The 21,602-nt window shown below is 45.2% G+C and carries 17 protein-coding genes; 3 read left to right on the forward strand and 14 right to left on the reverse strand.

The features are described from left to right. Window positions 1-126 precede the first annotated feature (126 nt). The 3 genes from NL646_RS17285 to NL646_RS17295 all read right to left on the reverse strand — a co-directional run bounded on the left by NL646_RS17285 (window position 127) and on the right by NL646_RS17295 (window position 2,923). The gene (locus tag NL646_RS17285; RefSeq protein WP_005464246.1) at window positions 127-1,263 is read right to left on the reverse strand and encodes a lipase family protein; all 1,137 of its coding nucleotides are present in this window, start codon (window positions 1,261-1,263) and stop codon (window positions 127-129) included. Window positions 1,264-1,283: 20 nt separating this feature from the next. After that, the gene (locus tag NL646_RS17290; protein WP_017448840.1) at window positions 1,284-1,850 is read right to left on the reverse strand and encodes a DUF6795 domain-containing protein; all 567 of its coding nucleotides are present in this window, start codon (window positions 1,848-1,850) and stop codon (window positions 1,284-1,286) included. A 152-nt stretch (window positions 1,851-2,002) separates the two neighbouring features. Continuing rightward, window positions 2,003-2,923 (reverse strand): LysR substrate-binding domain-containing protein, encoded by a 921-nt coding sequence (locus NL646_RS17295; RefSeq protein WP_042779618.1) that lies wholly within the window; start codon window positions 2,921-2,923, stop codon window positions 2,003-2,005. Window positions 2,924-3,030: 107 nt separating this feature from the next. Between NL646_RS17295 and NL646_RS17300 the strand changes: the two genes are divergently transcribed. Together NL646_RS17300 and NL646_RS17305 are read left to right on the forward strand one after the other, a co-directional pair. Further along, entirely contained in the window at window positions 3,031-4,287 is a 1,257-nt protein-coding gene (locus tag NL646_RS17300) for a D-amino acid dehydrogenase (RefSeq protein WP_005483093.1), read from the forward strand. Window positions 4,288-4,591: 304 nt separating this feature from the next. Further along, a complete protein-coding gene (locus NL646_RS17305; protein ID WP_005464242.1) occupies window positions 4,592-6,139 on the forward strand; it encodes a sodium:alanine symporter family protein in 1,548 nt (515 codons plus the stop codon). 104 nt (window positions 6,140-6,243) lie between these two features. On the opposite strand, the gene NL646_RS17310 is transcribed toward NL646_RS17305, so the two are convergent. The 6 genes from NL646_RS17310 to guaB all read right to left on the reverse strand — a co-directional run bounded on the left by NL646_RS17310 (window position 6,244) and on the right by guaB (window position 14,871). Then, window positions 6,244-7,224 (reverse strand): HAD family phosphatase, encoded by a 981-nt coding sequence (locus NL646_RS17310; protein ID WP_253664482.1) that lies wholly within the window; start codon window positions 7,222-7,224, stop codon window positions 6,244-6,246. A gap of 185 nt (window positions 7,225-7,409) precedes the next feature. Continuing rightward, window positions 7,410-8,000: a GPR1/FUN34/YaaH family transporter gene (locus NL646_RS17315; protein WP_005460258.1), complete on the reverse strand. Its 591-nt coding sequence runs from the start codon at window positions 7,998-8,000 to the stop codon at window positions 7,410-7,412. Between the two features lie 169 nt (window positions 8,001-8,169). Then, window positions 8,170-9,852: a chitinase gene (locus NL646_RS17320; RefSeq protein WP_253664483.1), complete on the reverse strand. Its 1,683-nt coding sequence runs from the start codon at window positions 9,850-9,852 to the stop codon at window positions 8,170-8,172. A 214-nt stretch (window positions 9,853-10,066) separates the two neighbouring features. Beyond that, entirely contained in the window at window positions 10,067-11,587 is a 1,521-nt protein-coding gene (locus NL646_RS17325) for a Na+/H+ antiporter NhaC family protein (RefSeq protein ID WP_031430360.1), read from the reverse strand. A 165-nt stretch (window positions 11,588-11,752) separates the two neighbouring features. Continuing rightward, window positions 11,753-13,306, reverse strand: a complete 1,554-nt coding sequence (gene guaA, locus NL646_RS17330) for a glutamine-hydrolyzing GMP synthase (RefSeq protein WP_253664484.1) — start codon at window positions 13,304-13,306, stop codon at window positions 11,753-11,755. Window positions 13,307-13,404: 98 nt separating this feature from the next. After that, entirely contained in the window at window positions 13,405-14,871 is a 1,467-nt protein-coding gene (gene guaB / locus NL646_RS17335) for an IMP dehydrogenase (protein WP_005460229.1), read from the reverse strand. Window positions 14,872-15,103: 232 nt separating this feature from the next. On the opposite strand from guaB, the gene xseA reads away from it, so the two are divergent. Further along, window positions 15,104-16,435: an exodeoxyribonuclease VII large subunit gene (xseA, locus tag NL646_RS17340; protein ID WP_025635590.1), complete on the forward strand. Its 1,332-nt coding sequence runs from the start codon at window positions 15,104-15,106 to the stop codon at window positions 16,433-16,435. 21 nt (window positions 16,436-16,456) lie between these two features. On the opposite strand, the gene NL646_RS17345 is transcribed toward xseA, so the two are convergent. The 5 genes from NL646_RS17345 to NL646_RS17365 all read right to left on the reverse strand — a co-directional run bounded on the left by NL646_RS17345 (window position 16,457) and on the right by NL646_RS17365 (window position 21,545). Next, complete coding sequence (locus NL646_RS17345) at window positions 16,457-16,681, reverse strand: zinc ribbon domain-containing protein (protein ID WP_005460239.1); 225 nt, start codon at window positions 16,679-16,681, stop codon at window positions 16,457-16,459. Window positions 16,682-16,975: 294 nt separating this feature from the next. Continuing rightward, window positions 16,976-17,857, reverse strand: coding sequence for an alanyl-tRNA editing protein (locus NL646_RS17350; RefSeq protein ID WP_253664492.1), 882 nt, complete (start codon window positions 17,855-17,857; stop codon window positions 16,976-16,978). Window positions 17,858-18,090: 233 nt separating this feature from the next. After that, window positions 18,091-19,587 (reverse strand): ribosome biogenesis GTPase Der, encoded by a 1,497-nt coding sequence (gene der / locus NL646_RS17355; RefSeq protein ID WP_005496319.1) that lies wholly within the window; start codon window positions 19,585-19,587, stop codon window positions 18,091-18,093. A gap of 167 nt (window positions 19,588-19,754) precedes the next feature. Continuing rightward, window positions 19,755-20,915 (reverse strand): outer membrane protein assembly factor BamB, encoded by a 1,161-nt coding sequence (bamB, locus tag NL646_RS17360; protein WP_253664485.1) that lies wholly within the window; start codon window positions 20,913-20,915, stop codon window positions 19,755-19,757. 15 nt (window positions 20,916-20,930) lie between these two features. Further along, entirely contained in the window at window positions 20,931-21,545 is a 615-nt protein-coding gene (locus tag NL646_RS17365) for a YfgM family protein (protein WP_005460236.1), read from the reverse strand. Between the last annotated feature and the right edge of the window lie 57 nt (window positions 21,546-21,602).

Below are 21,602 nucleotides of genomic sequence, written 5' to 3' on the forward strand. Positions count from 1 at the left end.
GCGGTGTTTTCTATCTGACTCACCAAGCACTTTATCTATTTGCTCGCCACTAGCTTCGCTAACCAAGTAGGAAACTTTTCGTATTTAAGAATAAACCACACCTAAGCAAAGGAGGATTAATCAAAATCAGAAGGTCGTTTTGAGGGCGGCTTTAACAGCCTGATTCAACTTACTTAGCACCAATTCAAACACCCAACGAATAAAGGAATAAGTAAATTTGATCGCGATATTTGCACCTTTCCCCGCAAATACCAACATGTGGCCAAGTAAACCTTTTACGCGTTCAGAAAATTCGCTAGAGAGTTCTGAAATTTTGACGATTGAACGAGCAATCGCGTCATATATAGTAGCAATAGCAGAACCTACATTTTGCAGGGCAAAGACTGACGCCGCAGCCCCACCATCAACTAACAACGTAAGGAGCGCTGCCGAGATCTTATCTGCCCAATCAGCAGAAGGTGTGGCTTGAAGTCGATTCTCATAGTTTAAAACTACGCGTTTAAAAGTGGAGCTTGCCTTTTGAAAGCCAAGGCTATCCCAGGTTGCAGTCTGTGTATAAGAACTGTACTCCGCCATAAAATGTGCGCTAGGAAAAAGACCTTGAGCACGATTCAATATGTACTCCGAACCATCATAAGGCACATGATAAAAAGGCCATACTGGCGCTTTTGTTACGGGGTCCGCACCATTGACACAACGGAAGTGAGTCGATATTCGAGATGATGAGTTGATCGAAAAAGATTTCATTCCGACTCTTGGTGAGCCAAAAGTATATAAGTTAACTCTGCCTTTAAACTCTGGAGAAGCAGAAATCCAATTAGCAACCAGAGTCGCTAATGCACCACCTAAACTGTGTCCAACACAATGTATAGTACCGTTAGCGGTTACCGGATTATCACGAAGAAAACGAGTTAAACCTTTTCTCATAGAATAGAACGTAGTTTGGAATCCCGAATGGACGGTCTCTCCGGTATCTGTTCCTTTCCCGCTACACGTTAAGTCGGTAATCCCATCAGCTAATCCTGCTGTACCTCTAAAAGCTAAGACAAGGTCATTTTTATAACGCTCACTTTTTCCCTTTCCTAGCAGAGCAAACCCTGTTTCAGGACGAAAGAAAAAACCACCACTTGTACCTACCGCTACTTTCGAAAAACCAAAGTGATTATCAACAACAGCTGGCAGTTTCACACGTTCAAGATTGTGCTTCACTTCGTATGCAATATTACATAGTTCACTCGCCATAAATGGAGAAATAGTGCTCATTAGTTGTTTTTCCTTACTCTTTATTTTTTCAATACGTGGGTATCAGTAGTTTCGTCATATTCGTATGTATTTATTCTCTCGCTATTCCAATCACATACAGAATGAACAGGAGTTCGCCTTGTGCTTTCTGGTGAAATATCAACTTCGTGGATTTGCTTGTTGTTCGATAACTCACAGTCAATATTCATCAGCATCCATCTCAATGAGTCTGCGCCTTCTGTTGGCACCCACGCCCCCCAGACTTCTTTCTTTTCAGACTCGCAATCAACGCAGACATATTGATACACCTTCAAACTCCCGCCAAATATGTCTCCGGGAGCTCGTGACCGAACAGTAACGCCAGGAAAGAAAAACTCACCTAGTTCATTGGTTTGGGCTTCATCCTTTAGCGTTTTTCCTTTTTTATATCCTTCATAAAAAAGTTCTCGATGAACCGTTAGCCCAACTTGTGGTTTACCATCAAGCTTAATAACACCACGTACTTCTGGTGACATTTCCACATCGTATTTTTTAAACGGCCAAAACATTGCACTTGCTCCTACCGAAAATAGAGCTAGGACCAATATAAGCGAGTTTTTTTTAGCCATAGCCTTTCTCTATCCATTAGTTATTTTCTAGGATGATATGGAAAAAGATGAGTAAGAGAGAGAAGTTAATAAAGTGAAGATAATTTGTGGGAAGTGGCTCAAGATAATATGTAATTAAGAAATTTATTTTTATTATTTCTTAAACACTTAAATCATCGTCGTGACTCAATCTGCTTCAAAAGCCACTCTCTAAACCGCTCAGTTGACTGGCTTCTTGTATTCATGATCAAGTAATACCCAGCATTGGCAGGAATTGGGGCGAATGGAGAAACCAAACGTTTCGTCGTCAATTCATCCTCAATCAACGCCATGCGCGCCATCGCGATCCCGACTCCAGCTTCCGCCGCAGACATCGCCATGTCTGTTCGATTGAAAAAGTGACCGACATCGGTTTTAAAATCCAATCCCATTGCCGAAGCCCAATACAACCACTCATAGTCACGTGTCGCTTTTTCCCACGGCATCGCGTCGTGCAACAACGTAGCCGCTTGCCATTGATTCGCAGACATCGACGATGTTTGATCACCAAAAGGAGTTTTTAGCCACCGATGATCCTCAAGGTATTTAGGGCTCATCACTGGCAGCAATTTTTCATCGAGAATCAACTCGGCATCATGGTCTCGATAAGGGTGAAGACCGTAGTCAATGGCGACGTCATAGTCTTTCAAATCGCTGTTGACTAGCGCTCCTTCCGCAAAGATCTGCACTTGAATTTCTGGGTTCTCTAGTTGAAAGCTTTCGAGTTTAGGCACTAGCCACTTAAAGGCGAATGAGGGAGTGAGCTTCAAGCGAACCTCATTGATATGCTTTTCTACTCTCAGATCATCAAGCAACTTGCCTAACTCAGAGAAATGCAACTGCGTGGCTTGTTGCAGTTGTATTCCCTTTTCGGTGAGGCGGATCCCTCGAGAGTGGCGTTCAAAAAGAGTAAAACCTAACGACTCTTCTAAGTGGATTATTTGTTGGCTTACAGCTCCTGTCGTAAGGTGTAGTTGCTTAGCAGCCCCCGTAAAACTGGCATGTGCCGCCACTTGGTTAAACAACCATAAACCACTTATCACGTTACTTCTCATCACTAAGCCTATAGTTTTTCTAAACGCTGTATGTAATTTATATCGATTGTTAATAAAAGGTAAAGAAAAGAAACTAGCCGCTACTGATAAATGTGTGGAGTACCTCAATGGAAGTCATCGTATTAGGCAGCGGTGTTATCGGTTTAACCTCTGCTTGGTATTTATCTCAAGCAGGCTATCAAGTCACGGTCATCGATCGCCAACCAAGCAGCGCGATGGAAACAAGCTTTGCCAATGCAGGGCAAATTTCTTATGGCTACTCATCCCCATGGGCGGCTCCGGGTATCCCGCTCAAGGCGATCAAATGGCTGATGGAAGAACACGCTCCACTAAAAATAAAGCCGTCGCTCAGCACAGACATGATCAGTTGGGCAAGCAAGATGGTTGCGAACTGCACCTTGCCTCGCTATCAAATCAACAAAGCTCGCATGCTGTCTATCGCCAACCACAGCCGAGCTTGCTTAGAACAATTACGTAATGAGCACGCGATTGAATACCAAGGACGCCAGTTTGGTACCTTGCAAGTGTTCCGCACAACTCAACAGTTAACCGCAATCGAAAAAGACCTCAAGCTGCTTGAGCAAAGTGGTACTCGATTTGAGTTGATGGACGTTGAACAGTGCCTTCGACAAGAACCCGGTTTAGCGCTGGTTAAAGATAAAATCGTAGGCGGGTTGTATTTGCCTGATGATGAAACAGGTGACTGCTTTCAGTTTTGCCAACAGCTGACAGAACTTGCGAAAGCGCATGGTGTCACGTTTAAATTCAATACCGAAGTGAGTAATTGGGTTACTGTAGGCAAAAAGATCATAGGTGTCCAAACGAACCATGGTTTGTTTAAGGCAGACCAATTTGTCGTTGCTTCTGGTAGCTTTTCCACTGCGCTTTTAAAGCAGCTCGATATTGATATTCCAGTGTATCCGGTTAAAGGATATTCACTGACGCTACCGATAGAAAATGAAGAATACGCACCGCGCTCTACTGTCATGGATGAGACTTACAAAGTCGCTATGACTCGATTTGATGACCGCATACGAGTGGCTGGCACCGCTGAACTTGCAGGTTTCGACCCATCCTTGCCACAAAAGCGCAAAAACACGATTGAGATGGTGGTTCGCGATTTGTTCCCTCGCGGCGGTGATTTCAGCCAAGCAGAATTCTGGACAGGATTTCGCCCAATGACGCCAGATGGCACACCAATCATAGGTGCAACGCCATACGACAACCTCTTTACTAATACCGGGCATGGGACGTTAGGGTGGACAATGGCATGTGGTTCAGGGCACTTATTAGCCAATATCATGACAGGTGAAAAAGCCAAAATCATGGAGAACTCAGAGCTCAACTTACTTCGTTACGCGTAAATAATCGCACAAAAATCAAACAGACCTTTATTCCACATACTGCATAGTAGTTAGCATTTTTAACTCATCGAATATGCAGCACATTAAAATGACAACGTGCTGCATATTTAATCAAACCAATTAATTCCCCATCTAATTGCGCACAATAATCAACTAGAACCAAATTTTAACAACATCAAGCCATTCTGTGCCCACCATCACGCTATAAACGATTTATAGACAAAAAAGTTAACAATTGTATTACAAAAAGGGTAATGTATTGTTTGAAAAATAACCACAAACACAACTAACAGGGAAAATACTCATGCAGTCATTAGTTGATTTTCTGAATGGAATTATCTGGAGCCCAGTACTGATCTACCTGTGTCTTGGGGCGGGTTTGTTCTATTCGATCATGACACGCTTTGTGCAGATTCGTCATTTCTTTGAGATGTGGCGCTTGCTACTTTCGGGCAAAAGTTCAACCAAGGGGATCTCATCATTTCAGGCGCTTGCCGTTTCGCTATCTGGCCGTGTAGGTACAGGTAACATTGCCGGTGTTGCTGCGGCTATCGGCTTTGGTGGCCCTGGCGCCGTATTCTGGATGTGGGTTGTTGCCTTCTTTGGCGCAGCAACAGCATATGCAGAATCCACTCTCGCTCAAATCTACAAAGAAGAAGATGAAGGTGAATTCCGTGGCGGCCCTGCTTACTACATCGAAAAGGCAATGGGGCAAAAATGGTACGCATGGATCTTTGCTATCTCGACCATCTTTGCGTGTGGTGTGCTACTTCCTGGCGTTCAATCCAACAGTATTGGTAACGCGGTAGAAGCAGCATTTGGCTCTGGTGACATGATCGAAACCGCTATTGGTACCTTCAGTTTTGCTAAAATTTTCACTGGTACGGTTGTCTGTGTCATTCTTGCCTTCATCATCTTTGGTGGCGTAAAGCGTATTGCGAACTTCACTCAGATCGTTGTGCCATTCATGGCATTGGCGTACATCATCACCGCTTTCGTTATCATTCTTCTAAACATCGGTGAAATCCCACGCATTATCGGCATGATCCTAGGAGACGCGTTCACTCCTATGGCTGGTGTTGGTGCTGCCATTGGTTGGGGTGTTAAACGTGGTGTTTACTCAAATGAAGCAGGCCAAGGTACCGGCCCTCACGCAGCAGCGGCAGCAAGCGTTGATCATCCTGCACAGCAAGGTCTGGTTCAATCATTCTCAATCTACATCGATACACTACTAGTATGTTCGGCAACTGCGTTTATGATTCTTATCACAGGGGCGTACAACGTACACGGTGCGGTTGAAGGTGCATTCCTTGTGCAAAACCTACCAGCCGATATTGGGGCCAATGGTCCAGTATTCACGCAAATGGCGATTGAAAGTGCTCTACCTGGAGTTGGTAAACCGTTCATCGCTGTTGCACTGTTCTTCTTCGCATTCACCACTATCTTGGCTTACTACTACATTGCAGAAACAAACATTGCCTACATTCGCCGTACCTTTAAAGTGAACGGTCTGATGTTTATCTTAAAACTGGTACTTATCTCAGCCGTGTTTTACGGTACAGTAAAAACCGCAAACCTAGCATGGGCGATGGGTGATGTTGGCGTAGGTTTGATGGCTTGGCTGAACATCGTGGGTATCTTGATCATCTTCTTTATGTCGAAGCCTGCTCTGAAAGCGCTAACCGACTACGAAGAACAACAGAAGCAAGGTGTCACAGAGTTTACGTTCAACCCAGTTGCGCTAGGTATCAAAGGGGCAGATTACTGGGAAGAGAAATACAAACGTAAAACGGGTCAAGCACCAACGACTGAAACTACCGCAACAGACACGGTAGAACAGCCTTCGACCTAAGTTTCTTTCCTTAAAAATAAGAAAAAGCAGTGGTCCGTTCTTCGGACACAACAAAGGGGTTAACCAGTGGTTAACCCCTTTTTATATCAGTCAGATTTGAAATCTTACTTGGTCGGATACACTTGCTTCCAATCGTTTTTCATATCAGCGATTAACCAACCTTTCGCTTTCGCTTCATCCAATCCTTTATCTAGCTTACCAATGCTAGAGGTGCGGTCATATTTCCACTCACGTTGGTCATCCGTGTGATGAACGTACATTGCTAAACGAGGACCAGTACCTGACGTCGTCCATTGCAGCATTTGTAGGTCACCATCTGAGTTGCCAAACGAAGCTATTGGGCGCTTACCAATGCGCTGATAAATTTGCTGCGGTTTTTCCGCTTTGTCGTTATTCACTTCAATGCCCGGTACGCGCTTAACTTGGTAACTACCATCAACATTAACGAACTCTGTAGATAGACGAGTACCAATGATACGCTCGGATGGGATGTTGTAGACATCCGTCGCCCAAGCTCGCATAAAGGCATTGCCACCACCAGACACAATGAAGTTTTTAAAGCCATTGCTATCAAGATAATCCAACAGTTCTAACATTGGTTGATACACCATGTCGGTGTATGGGCGGCCCGTTACGGGGTGCTTAGCCGTACTTATCCAAGCCTGTACAATAGAAGTGAACTCATCGCTGCTCATTCCTGAATGCGTTTTTTGCACCATAGTTAGAACATCTTCTAAGCTCAGCTTATCTATCTGCCCGCTTAACACTAGTGAGTATGGTTTAGTCGTCTTCCAATCAGGGTGGCTAGCCGCTTGCTCTTTAATTTGGTCGAGCATAAACAAGATTTGGAAGTACATCGGCTTTTCTGACCACAACGTTCCGTCGTTATCAAAAGTGGCAATACGATCTTGAGGAGCAACAAAATTGGGAGAGTTAGCGTCAGTAACATCACTGACAAATTGGATAATTGCTTGTTTGGTTTGACCGTCGTTCCACGAAGGCAATGGGTCACTATTTTGCGCCAAAAGCGGAAATGAAATCACCGCGACAGCGAGCGTAAAAACATTCAAGAGGTAATTTTTCATCAGTTGTAAACTCTTTATATAGGGGAGTTTAATAATGGAGCATTCTCGAAGAAAAAATTCGCTCTTGGTCACAACAATGTCTTATTCGGAATATTCCTACTTGAAAGCCCAAAAGATTCATAAAATTCAATGAAATAAAAAAGCGGACCTATTGGCCCGCTTTTTCAATGAGTTCGATTTAACGCTTAAGCTGCGACTGCTTCAACTTTACGAGCGATTTTTGCTTTACCTACAGGTAGAACTTCACGACCAAATTCGTTGTTTAGTACTTGCGCCATTGCGAAGTAAATAGCGCTTGCGCCACAGAAGATACCTTCGAAGCCAGCGATAGCACCGATAACTTCGCTACCAGTGAAATCACGAGCAGCAAGCAAGAAGAACAGGATAGTTAGAGAACCAAATACCACCTGCTTCGCTGTTGGGTAACATAGAGAGCCAATGAACATGAAACCAGTGAAGATACCCCAAAGTGCTAGGTACCAACCCATAAAGCTTGCTGGGCTTGCAGGAAGACCCATGTGAGGCATTACGATTAGACCAACCAATGTTAGCCAAAATAGACCGTAAGAAGTAAACGCAGTTGTGCCGAACGTGTCGCCGCGTTTAAAGCACATGATGCCAACGATTACTTGGCTAAGGCCACCGTAAAAGATGCCCATCGCTAGAATCATAGAGTCAAGTGGGAAAAATCCTGCGTTATGAATGTTCAGCAGAATAGTGGTCATACCGAAACCCATCAGACCTAGCGGTGCTGGGTTAGCCAGTTTTGTCGACATGTACAAATACCTTTTTCAAAAATGTTGATAAAAAATGCGCGCGAATTTTAATGGACACCCAATCAAAAGAGAAAAGCCGTTATTGAAAACTTAGATTCCACAAATAAGCAACAGCACAAATAAAAAAGACCCTGCTAAAAAGCAGAGCCTTTATAAAGAGTTAAATTATTTATTGGCAGGAAATCTCATCCCAGAACCAGTTGCTCTGCGTTGGGCTTTCCCACACTCCAGGGCCGTTTTTTGCGACAAAGCATTTGTTTTGGTACGTCACTTTATCACCGTTAGCCACTTGAGTTACGCCTGGCTCCCACTGAATGAAGCTACCTGTTACTGGTGGCACTGGCTCAGTGACCGGAGGCTCTGGTTCTGTGACTGGCGGTTCAGGTTCCGTTGTTGGCGGCTCCGTAGGAGTGCCTGAAACCAACTTCCAAGGGTCTCCTTTCGTTGGCTCATTACCTTGTGACCACCATTTCGCTTCGTAAACAGCACCTTGGTAAGAAACTTGATCACCAGTGTTGTAGACTTTGCCTGAATCCCAAGCTGCCACGCCACCTACAGGCGGATCGACCGGATCTACAGGGTCTAACTTGTCAACCACACGAACTTCAGGCCAACCCGCATGAGATTGGTAGAAGTTAGTTACACACTTCTCGTAATCACCCGCAACTAGCGCAGAGTAAGCCGTTTGGAAACCAACCAGCTCACATTCAAACGAATGACCTCCAGGGCGATCTGAGTAGTATTTCCAGTTACCATCCCAGTTAGTGTAAAGCACGTCAGTTGCGCCATTTAGGTTTAGGCTGCCGTAAGGCGTTTGCTGCCAACAAGTGTTCTTCTCGTCAGCTTCAATTGGAATTTGGTAGTGTGCCGCCAAACCTTCCCAGTAACGGATACGGTTAACAGGCTGACCTTTATCCTTGTTTTGCTCACCACACTCAATACCACCATTGATCACGTTGATAGTGGTACCGAAGCCGTAACCAATGCCTGCATCAAGTTCACGTTGTGAAGGAACCCAAGTACGGTCAATTACATGTAGCATTGCTGGTTTAGGTGCTTGTGGGGTTAGGAAGAACCAGATGGCCGATGCCAAGTTCAGCCACGAATCCGCAACCAAACCTGGATTTTTCAGTAATACGGATGCATCGCCATCAAACATCACTTCAGAGAACGCGCCATAGTTAAAGTGGTAAGAAAGCTGTTTAGCACCACGTCCAAAGTAACCTTGTCCCGGTTCACATGGCCAACGTTTGTTTTGCCAGTCATTCTGACCACAACCTGTCGTGTAACCTTCTTGACCTTCTGACCAGCCCATTTCACGTACGTGAACCAAAGCTTGCTGCCACTCTTCCAATCCAAGAGGATTATCCGATACGTTATCAATCGAAATATGACCACCAGTTTCCTGTGCAAAGTGAGCAAAGGCTGTCACGATCGATTTTTTACAAATCGAATCCGAATCACGGCCATCAGTGTACTCACCACAGAATGCTGGGAATTTACCAATCGCACGTAGGAAACGCGTGTAAGTGTATTCTGGTGCTGCCATTTGAGTCAGGAAGTCCCACTCACTTTCAGGGAACACGCGCTCTACACGCTTCACGTTTTCTGGGTTGGTTGCCGCTCCAGGAACAATCGCTTCGACGACTGAGTTAGGACGCGTTTCTAGTGCTTGTGACCAAATGGCATACATAGGGTCAGAGGTTTTGCTTTGCTCCATAGCTTGAACGTCACCACGAGCAATGACATAACCATTCGGATTTTGCGGATCAGGCTGGATATTCATACTTGCATTCGCTTGTGCCGCTAGGACACAACTCAATGCAATAGGAAGATGTTTGAGTGCAAACATGTCTAGTCTCCGGGTTTAACAATACAATAGACAAGGAATAACTAGACATATAGTGGATCATATATAAAAAACGCCGAGCGAAGTGAGTTCATTCTGCGAGACAAAATGAATAAATAAGTCCTTGCACACATTTTGTCACAAGAAAAATGTTACCTTGACTCAAAAGAAAAGCGGAGGCTGACTACGCCTCCGTTTGATGATATTTCTATCTCTATTACTCTGCTGAAACAGACTCAAGTTGCTCGGTTGGCTTCTGTTTTGATAGCACATAGTAAATAGCTAACTGAGCGACAATCGCCGCAAGTACAATCACAGGTGAGGCAGCAACGCCTGCCAAAAGAAAGCACCCAAGTGCAATCAAGCCATTCAACATCGCGTAAGGCAACTGTGTACGGAAGTGCTCATACTGTTCACACCCCGCTCCTGTTGACGACAGAATCGTGGTCTCAGAGATTGGAGAACAGTGATCACCAAATAAACCGCCAGATAACACGGCACCAATGCAAACTAGCAAAGGAGCATCAATCGCAACGGCCGTTGGGATCACTAATGGCATCATGATGGCGAACGTGCCCCAAGATGATCCCGTAGCAAACGAGATAATACCGGCAAGCAAAAAAGCAACGGCTGGCAATAGCCAATACGGGAAACCGGCTTGAGCTTGTTCAGCAATATATGCAGCTGCACCTAATTCTTTCCCAACAGAGCTAAGCGCCCAAGCCAATACCAAGATAACCGCGACAGACATCATGTTTGACATGCCTTTGAGGTACACTTGGATACCATCGGAAAGCTTTCTGACGCCATAAAACGCCATCAGCGCAATTAGAGTGAAGGCCGCGAAGAAGTACGCCGAAGAGAGTGCAGCCCTAAACGTTGAGCCTGCCACTTTTTGAAATGGAAAACCGTGTGGCACCAGGATGGTACATAGAACCACCAGCATAACGAGCAAAGGTGCCCACACAAAACTGGATTTTGCATTTTTATGCGTAAACACATTCATCGACTCCTGCACTTTCCCAAAGTCGGAACCCTGTTCTGCTAACTGCTCAGCCTTCGCCATCGGTCCGAAATCTAACTTGAAGAAAGAGACAATCGGCACAATCGTGATCGCAAGAAAGGCATAAAACTGATACGGGATCGCGCCAATGAAAGCATCCCAGTCACTCATACTGACATTCAGGGCAGTAAACTCTTTTTGAATCAATCCCATGATGTAAACGCCCCACCCGATAAAAGGAATCAAGATTGCGACGGGAGAGGAAGTAGAATCGATAATGAAAGCTAATTTTTGGCGTGATACTTTTAACTTATCAAATAAAGGGCGAAAAACAGGGCCAACAATCAGTGGTGTACCAAGGTCTGAGAAGAAAATAACGACACCACCGAACCATGCTGATAGTTGAGCTTGGCATTTACTCGCCACCCATTGGGTAACCTTTTTAGCAAAGGCGACACCGCCGCCGGACTTTTCCATTAAAGCGACGAAACCACCAATAAACACTAATAACAAAATCACACCAGCGTTGTAGCTATCCGTAAGTTGCGGCAGTAGATAGCTTTTCATCAACGCACTAAACGAGTCTAGTGGTCCTTTTTCAACAAAGGTGCCTTCAAGCATAGCGACGCCACTGACCACACCGGCGAACAAACCAACGACGACATTTCTCGTAGTCAGCGCGAGGAAAAGAGTAATAAGGATGGGAATGAGAGAGGTAACGTCAGCCTGTTCCATAGCAATACCATTTTTAATATTCAAACAATAAAAATGAATATATATCTAATTTTAGCGCATGTATATATTTCTCAAGAAAAAGTTGAGCCACCTCTTCACAAATTGGAAGTACAAAAAAACCAGCCCGAAGGCTGGTTCTTGTAAACTCAACAATCTAGAGGAAAATTATTCCCACTCGATTGTCGCTGGTGGCTTACCAGAAATGTCGTAAACAACTCGTGAAATACCTTCAACTTCGTTGATAATACGGTTAGATACCTTACCTAGGAAGTCGTATGGTAGGTGTGCCCAATGCGCTGTCATAAAGTCGATAGTTTCAACTGCACGCAGTGATACCACCCAATCGTATTTACGACCGTCGCCCATTACGCCTACAGAACGAACTGGTAGGAATACCGTGAACGCTTGAGATACTTTGTCGTATAGGTCTGCTGCGTGAAGCTCTTCAATAAAGATAGCGTCAGCACGACGTAGCAAGTCACAGTATTCTTTCTTGATCTCGCCAAGAACGCGAACACCTAGACCAGGACCTGGGAATGGGTGGCGGTAAAGCATGTTGTACGGAAGACCTAGTTCTAGACCAATCTTACGAACTTCATCTTTGAACAACTCACGTAGTGGCTCAACTAGACCCATTTCCATATCTTCAGGCAGACCGCCAACGTTATGGTGCGATTTGATCACGTGCGCTTTACCCGTCTTGGAGGCAGCTGACTCGATTACGTCCGGGTAAATTGTACCCTGAGCCAACCATTTCGCGTTTTTCAGCTTCTTCGATTCTTCATCGAATACGTCTACGAACACGTGACCAATGGTCTTACGCTTGTCTTCCGGATCTGACTTGCCTTTCAGCGCGTCAAGGAAACGGTCTTCTGCGTCAACTTTGATGATGTTCAGACCGAACTTGTCGCCAAACATATCCATTACCTGCTGACCTTCGTTTAGACGTAGCAGGCCGTTATCAACGAATACACACGTTAATTTATCGCCAATCGCGCGGTGCACCAGCATAGCAACAACGGATGAATCCACACCGCCAGAAAGGCCCAGGATCACTTCGTCATCACCCACTTGCTCTTTAATGCGAGCAACGGCGTCTTCGATGATAGATTCCGATGTCCACAGACGCTCACAACCACAAACGCCAAGAACAAAGTTCTCCAACATTTGTAGACCTTGTTTGGTGTGCGTAACTTCTGGGTGGAACTGAACGCCGTAGTATTTCTTCTCTTCGTTCGCCATAGCTGCGTAAGGACAAGTCTCTGTCTCACCGACTTTTACGAAGTCTGCTGGAATTTCTACAACTTTGTCACCGTGGCTCATCCAAACGTCTTGAGTCGCTTCAAGATCTTTGAAGATCGCAGATTCGCCAGAAACTTTTACTTGTGCGTAGCCAAATTCACGTTCGTTTGAGCCAGCTACTTTACCACCTAGCTGTTCTGCCATGGTTTGCATGCCGTAACATACGCCAAGTACAGGAACACCTGAGTCAAATACATATTGAGGAGCGCGAGGAGAGTTTTCTTCTGTAACGCTTTCTGGGCCACCAGAAAGGATGATGCCATCTGGGTTGAATTCGCGAATATCCGCTTCTTCTACGTCCCAGCTCCATAGCTCACAGTAAACGCCGATTTCGCGTACGCGACGCGCAACTAATTGAGTGTACTGAGAACCGAAGTCCAAGATCAGAATACGTTGGTCATGGATATTTTTAGTCATTTTGAGCAGTCTTTTAAGGCTAAGTGATTAAAACCGAGGCGAGTGTACTCGCCTCTTCTTAATGCTTCAAGGAAAAAGCAAACGTTTACGTTAGGCTATTAGTTACCTAGGCGGTAGTTTGGCGCTTCCTTAGTGATCTGAACGTCGTGTACGTGAGATTCTTGCATACCCGCACCAGAAATACGTACAAATTCAGCTTTAGTACGCATGTCTTCGATAGTTGCAGAACCCGTAAGACCCATGCTTGAACGTAGACCACCCATTTGTTGATGTACGATCTCTTTTAGGCGGCCTTTGTATGCGATACGACCTTCAATGCCTTCTGGTACAAGCTTGTCTGCTGCGTTGTCAGACTGGAAGTAACGGTCAGAAGAACCTTGAGACATCGCGCCTAGAGAACCCATACCACGGTAAGCTTTGTAAGAACGGCCGTTGTAAAGAATCACTTCGCCCGGCGCTTCTTCTGTACCTGCGAACATAGAACCAACCATCACACATGATGCGCCTGCTACGATTGCTTTACAGATATCACCAGAGAAACGGATACCGCCGTCAGCAATTACTGGGATGCCGTATTCGTTAGCCACTTCAGCCGCGTCAGCGATTGCTGTGATTTGAGGAACACCAACACCCGTTACGATGCGAGTCGTACAGATAGAACCTGGGCCAATACCGACTTTCACTGCGCTCACGCCAGCTTCGATCAGTGCTTTCGCGCCAGCACCTGTTGCGACGTTACCGCCGATGATGTCTAGATCTGGGTACGCAGCACGAGTGTCACGAATACGTTGTAGAACGCCTTCTGAATGACCGTGAGAAGAGTCGATAAGTAGTACGTCAACGCCTGCTTCTACAAGTGCAGCAACACGTTCTTCGTTACCCGCACCAGCACCAACAGCTGCGCCAACACGTAGACGACCGCGCTCATCTTTACATGCGTTTGGTTTACGTTCTGCTTTGTGGAAGTCTTTAGCAGTGATCATACCGGTTAGTTTGAACTCATCGTTCACTACCAGTACTTTTTCAACGCGTGCTTCGTGCATTTTCTCTTGAACTTCTTCACGAGTTGCACCTTCTTTTACAGAAGCTAGACGCTCTTTCGGCGTCATTACCGCAGACACTTTCTTAGATAGGTCAGTCACAAAGCGTACGTCACGACCAGTGATGATACCCACTAGCTCGTTGTGCTCTGTTACTACAGGGAAACCTGCAAAACCGTGCTTTTCAGTCAGAGCGACTACATCGGCGATGGTTGCATCAGGATTCACAGTCACAGGGTCTGTTACCACACCAGCTTCGAACTTCTTAACTTTACGAACTTCTGCCGCTTGCTGCTCAATAGACATGTTCTTGTGGATAAAGCCAATGCCACCTTCCTGCGCAAGAGCGATAGCTAGACGGGCTTCCGTCACGGTGTCCATCGACGCAGAAATCATAGGGATGTTCAGACTGATGTTTTTCGTCAACTGAGTGCGAAGATCAGCTGTGTTTGGGAGAACGGTGGAGTGTGCTGGCACAAGTAGTACGTCATCGAATGTCAGCGCTTCTTTGGCAATTCTTAGCATTTGCAATATCTCACAATTAGAGGAGTAAAAAGAACAATCCAATCTCATCGTTTCGCATAATGAGGGTAACTGGTTTTAGGTAACAAGTTACATTTGGATTAGATATTGCGGAGGGATTATACGTTCAACGCAATCGCTTGACTACAAGTTTTTTAATTTTTTTCTTGCAATTACCCCCTTGATATGTATTATATTGCCGCTAATTTCCATACTCACGTCTAAGAGATTAGCTGTGCTCTCCAAGACCAATCAGAACATCTTCACTGTTTCTCGTCTCAACGCAGAAGTTCGTTTACTCCTTGAAAACGAAATGGGGATCGTTTGGCTTGTCGGAGAGATATCCAACTTCTCTGCTCCTGTTTCCGGTCACTGGTACCTCACCCTTAAAGATTCTCGTGCTCAAGTAAAATGTGCCATGTTCCGTGGTAACAATCGTCGCGTTACTTTCAAACCTGCAAACGGCAATCAAGTTTTAGTTAAAGCCCGTCTGTCTCTTTATGAGCCACGTGGTGACTACCAATTGATCATCGAAAGCATGCAGCCTGAAGGCGATGGTCGTCTGCAACAAGAGTTTGAAGAGCTTAAGATGAAGTTGGCAGCGGAAGGTTTGTTCGCTCAAACCAACAAACTGCCACTACCAGAGCATCCAAAGCGTGTTGGTGTCATCACTTCTAAAACAGGTGCGGCGCTTTACGACATATTGGACGTTTTAAAACGCCGTGATCCTTCCTTACCCGTGGTGATTTATCCGACTATGGTTCAAGGTGATGACGCAGCCATTCAAATTGCCCAAGCAATCGGTCGTGCGAATAGCCGAAATGAATGTGATGTATTGATTGTTGGTCGTGGCGGCGGCTCTCTAGAAGACTTATGGTGCTTTAACAATGAGATCCTTGCTCGCACTATTGCTGCAAGTCAAATCCCGATCATTAGTGCTGTGGGCCATGAAGTTGACATAACGATTGCCGATTTTGTTGCCGATGTGCGAGCTCCTACTCCATCAGCTGCCGCTGAACTGGTTAGCCGTGACAACAGCCATAAAGATCAATCGCTTGTAGCGAAACAGCATAAACTAGCTAGTGCGATGCGCTACTACTTAGCACAGCAAAAACAGCAATCTGCGCAACTTCTGCATCGCTTAGAACGCCAACATCCAAGTTATCAGTTGCAGCGTCAGTCACAGCAACTCGATGAGCTGGATATGCGTTTGCGTAGAGCTATGCAACGCTTCATCGATACACGCCAACAAGCCGTTGAGCGTAAACACCATCGTCTGCAATTAAACTCTCCTATTAAACACTTAGCACAACAAAAGTCGAGGCTTGAACGTGTTGAGCACAAGCTAATGGACGCAATGGATCGAAAACTACTGACGATGCGTCATCAGTTAGCGATTGCGGCAGAAAAGTTAGATACCGTCAGTCCCCTAGCGACACTCAAGCGTGGTTACTCCATCACGCAAACGGATCAAGGTAAGGTCGTTACAAGCGCAGATGATGTAAAAACGGGCGACCTTTTAGTCACCCGTTTGGCTAATGGTGAGATTCACTCTACCGTTAGTTAGCCGACTTTAAAATGAGCTTAGTCAGCTGATTTTCTGAAACTCAAATCGCACACGAGATTTGGATTTGAGTTCATTACAGGTATTGCAGAAATAATTCGCAGCCCCACAAGCCTGAAGCTTTTCTAACTCAGCACCACAGTCCGGGCAAAAACCTACTTTTTTGAAATCGGATTCACATTGGCCACAATGATATTGACCAGTCCATTCTAGTTCTACTTCGCAATCTGGACATTTGTTCTGTTGCATATCTCTCACCTTACTGTTTCACTCGCTCCAGTATTCACATTTTCTAACCGCTAACCTTGATGTATATCACCATATGCAAGGTAATGGGTTTACTTCACGAGAAGCTTACTTTAAGAAAGATCTTATTCTGATCATCGGATATTTACCATTTGATCAGCGATCACCCCCTAAAAGAATATTTATATAACCACACACCGAAAGCATAAGTTACATATTCTGCATTCCAATTTAAAGAAGCATAAAACACCAAAATAAAATTTAAAAAAAGAAAAAAACAGAATTTAATAAAAAGATCTAATTGGAAAAGCAAGCTATTACATCGGTGTGCATTTCAATCGTTTGTGAATCCATTTCGACCAACTTGACGTGTATCGAGCCAAAGTCACTCAAATGCTCTGCGTGCGTTCCTCCACAAGGGATCACGGCCAATTCTCCCTCTCCCAAGTCACATTTCCAATAACGAGAATCGGTCAAGTTGTCACCATGGCAGTCCATAATGATCGCCGCGTCTCTTTCCAGCCAAAGCTTCAATTGTGCATTCACCTGACTCTCTATTTTCTCTAAGTCTGACAGCATTTCTGCGCTGTTTAGGCCTCTTTTACGGAGTGTTTTACCTAAACGGTAAGTATCTAGGCACTTGTCTGGTGTTACAAAGCTGGCTTCTTGGGCATAACTATTAAAATCATAGTTGCCATGTGGGTCTTTACGATCAGCATCTTTACGCCAGTAACTGGCAGCGAGGACTTTATTTAGGGCTAAGTAGGCGAGATGACCTGCACTGTGTCCACGACTCAATGCTTGTTGGTACTCTTTATCCACTTTCAGCGTCACTCGTGTACCTTGAGATAGAATGTCAACAAGCGCTAATACATGTACGACAACAAATAACCAACCTTCTGTATCGCGCTTTACAGGGATTGCCGCTCCAACAAATAACTCTCCGGTTGCCACTTCAATGGCACCAACTTGACAATCAATCAATTCAAATTGTTGATCATTAAATACTAAGATGCCTTTATCCGCGGGATGATCAGGCCAGATATGGCTAACGGGATGAAACGGAGTCACGTCGGTGACTACGTAGGTCACTTCATTGTGGTTTTGAACGAGTTGAATCTGAGCGTCCAACTGCCAAGTTTGATGGCAGAAACGGGTTTGTGTCGCGGTAATCGTCATGCTTTGCTTATCTTTGTGAATGTAAGAAGTTAAGGTTGTGTGCTGAGCATTTGAAGATACAGGAATCTGCACGTCATCACTAATACCACTAGAGAAAAACCGCGCAGAAGAACATTGTGATAATGATGAAAGTAAGGTTTAGAAAAGGACACATCTCACATCACTTTTAGAGGTTGCAAAAAACAGATAAAAAAATACCCAAGTAAAAACTTGGGTATCTTCAAATGCTTAAATTATTTTTTGCGGTTTTTAACCACAGACATCATACGTTTACGCTTACGCTCTTGAGACAAGGTTAGCTTGTTCGCACGATTCTCAAACGGGTTTTCGCTATTCTGGAAGTTGATACGAATTGGCGTACCCATAATTTCCAGTGACTTGCGGAAGTAATTCATCAAGTAACGCTTGTATGAATCCGGAAGTTCACGAACCATGTTACCGTGAATCACGACGATTGGTGGGTTGTAACCACCTGCGTGCGCGTATTTTAGCTTGATACGACGGCCACGAACCATTGGCGGTTGGTGATCATCAGTCGCCATCTTCATGATACGAGTCAAAACAGAGGTACCAACACGTGTCGTTGCCGACTTGTACGCTTCTTGGATAGACTCAAACAAGTGACCAACACCAGTACCGTGCAGTGCAGAAATAAAGTGAATGCGAGCAAAGTCAACGAAACCTAGGCGGCGGTCTAGCTCTTTCTTCACGTTCTCTTTTACTTCGTTATCTAGACCATCCCACTTGTTTACCGCTAATACGATTGAACGACCGGCGTTCAATGCAAAACCTAGCAGGCTCAAGTCTTGGTCAGAGATGTTTTCACGTGCGTCGATAACCAATAGCACTACGTTTGCGTCTTCGACGGCTTTCAACGTTTTAACAACGGAGAATTTCTCAACCGTTTCGTTAATACGACCACGACGACGTACACCCGCAGTATCAATGATTACATACTCACGGCCATCACGTTCCATAGGAATGTAGATTGAGTCACGAGTTGTGCCTGGCATGTCGTATACCACAACACGTTCTTCACCAAGAATACGGTTGGTTAACGTCGACTTACCAACGTTTGGACGACCAATGATTGCCAGTTTGATTGGCTGTTCTTGTAGACGTTGGAACTCCGCTTCCGCTTCTTCTTCGGTGTATTCGTCTGGTGCAATTTCAGCGTCTTCAAATTCTGTCAGATCTTCAATCTCACCTTCTTCTGATTCACTTGTTAGTAAATCATCAAAGAATGGAGCTAGCGCACGCTCAAGCAATGCTGTAACACCACGACCGTGTGCAGCCGCGATTTGGTACATGTCATCAACACCAAGCTGCCAGAAATCAGCACACGCAGCGTCAGCATCAATACCATCAATTTTGTTTACCACCAGCATCGCTGGTTTTTCAATTTTACGCAGATGCGCCGCAATCGCTTCATCAGCAGATGTAAGACCAGCACGACCGTCAACAAGGAATAGCACGACGTCAGCTTCATCAATCGCTGCTAGCGACTGCTCTGCCATTTTGGTTTCCACGCCTTCTTCTGTGCCATCAATACCGCCAGTATCAATGACAATGAATTCGTGCTCTTCATCAAGACGAGCTTGGCCGTATTTACGGTCTCGCGTTAGGCCTGGAAAGTCCGCAACCAACGCGTCACGTGTGCGTGTCAATCGGTTAAATAGTGTAGATTTACCTACGTTCGGACGCCCTACTAGAGCAACAACAGGTACCATAACAACCTCTACAATAATCTTTCTTCTGTAGTTATAGGTAACGACTTGCCCGATGCCAAATCAAGCCAGCTTTTTACCTATAACCACGTCAGGGTTAAAAATTTCAAACAACAAAACGGCTCCTAACTGTCACCAGCCAGGAGCCGAATGTGAATTATATCACGATATTATTCGTTAATGGTTAGTTTCTTTACATCGCCGTTGCGAGTTGTAATGACATAACCATCAGACAATAGAGTCGGGCCAACCGCAAAACCACTGTCATCAACGAATTGTTGAGCTACGAACTCACCCGTCGAACGATCTAACCAGTGCAGGTAACCTAGGGTATCACCTAAAACTAAATAGTTACCGACGATAACTGGCGCAGTTAACTGACGGTGTTCTAATAGGCTATTTTCCCACAGTTCAGTACCGCTTCGAGCATCAACCGCGACCACGTGATCTTTTTCGGTGATCACAAAGATACGACTGCCATCCGTTGCGATATCGTTCGGTGACGAATAATTACGCTTCCAGATTGGGTTAGCCGAACGCAAATCAATAGCGATCAACTGACCATTGTATCCAATGGTGAAAAGAGTTCCGCCCAGTACAATAGGAGAAGAGTCAACGTCAACCAGACGGTCAATTTCCGTAGCGCCTTTCGGTGTGCCTACTGGTTGTTGCCAAATAAGCTGACCACGCTCCACAATCGCTGCGGCTAGTCGACCATTTGCTGTACCCCAGAAAACACCACCACCAATCGCAGTTGGAGTGCTGTCTCCGCGTAGTGTCAGGTTTGGAACTTCAGTACTTAGTGCCCAGCGCTGCTCACCAGAGCTTTCATCCAAAGCAATCAACATACCACGGCTGGTATTTACGATGATCAAGCCTGAATCCGCAACGGGTTTCGCCAGAACTTCACCACCGACTTTAATGCGCCAAATAATTTCACCAGTTTCTTGGCTTAGTGCAATCACTTCACCATTTTCAGAACCGATGTAAAGATGTTCGTACGCCGCAGTAATACCGCCAGACAGACGAGCAATCACGTCTTCTTCCAGATCGGTTTGCCATAATTGCTTACCATTTTCTGGATCAAGCGCTTTCACCAAACCATCACGGCTCGCGACAAACAACATGTCGTTTGCGTAGACTGGAGAAAGCTTTGAGAAGTAATGACCAACACCATCACCAATCGATGTGCTCCATTCACTCTTGGTCGTAAACTGACTATCTACCTGCGGTAGTGGTGCCATAACGATGGTATCTTCCTCGCCAGCACAACCAGCCAGGATGCCCACCGTTAATGCCCCTAACAAGGCTTTCTTAAAGACTCTTTTCATCCAATGCGGTCCTTATTATTTCGCCAAGTCGTCCAATTTCATTTGCAGTGTTGGGCTTGCATCTGCTGCTTGCTGCGCTTCTGTGTAAGCCGCGTAAGCTGCATCTTTGTCACCTTGACGAAGTGCAATATCACCACGCAATTCAGCAATGCGACCAGCCCATGCTGTATCTGTCACTTTGCCTAGCTCAGTGTTTGCAGCATCAAAGTTACCCATTTCTGTCTCGATACGAGCGATGCGGTAGCTAATTAGTGGAGATAATGCAGCATCTTTCGTATTGCTTTGAGCCCATTTAAGTTGCTCAAGAGCAGCAGCAAAATCTTTCGCTTCGACTTGTGCTTTTGCTAGTTGCAGAGCAGCCAATACTGAATATTCTTTAACTTCGTTCGATTCGATAAAAGCTTGCACATCTGATTGCGCATCTACGCCTTTTTCTTGCAGCGTATTCATTGCGGTTGTGTAGCTTTGCGAAGCTGTTTCACTCGCCTGAATCACAGTATCCTGGTAGTAACGCCAGCCAAATAGACCTCCTAAGCCAACAACAGCACCGATGATGACGGCTTTACCGTTTTCCTTCCACCAGTCTTTAATAGCTTCAACTTGTTGTTCTTCAGTATCGTAAAGTTCCACTTCCTGTCCTCTTAAAACATGTAAATGGCAGCAAAGCTGCCATTGCTCCTATTTCGT

The organism is Vibrio sp. Y20_XG_PY13 (genome assembly GCF_024181925.1).
GTDB lineage: Bacteria > Pseudomonadota > Gammaproteobacteria > Enterobacterales > Vibrionaceae > Vibrio > Vibrio parahaemolyticus.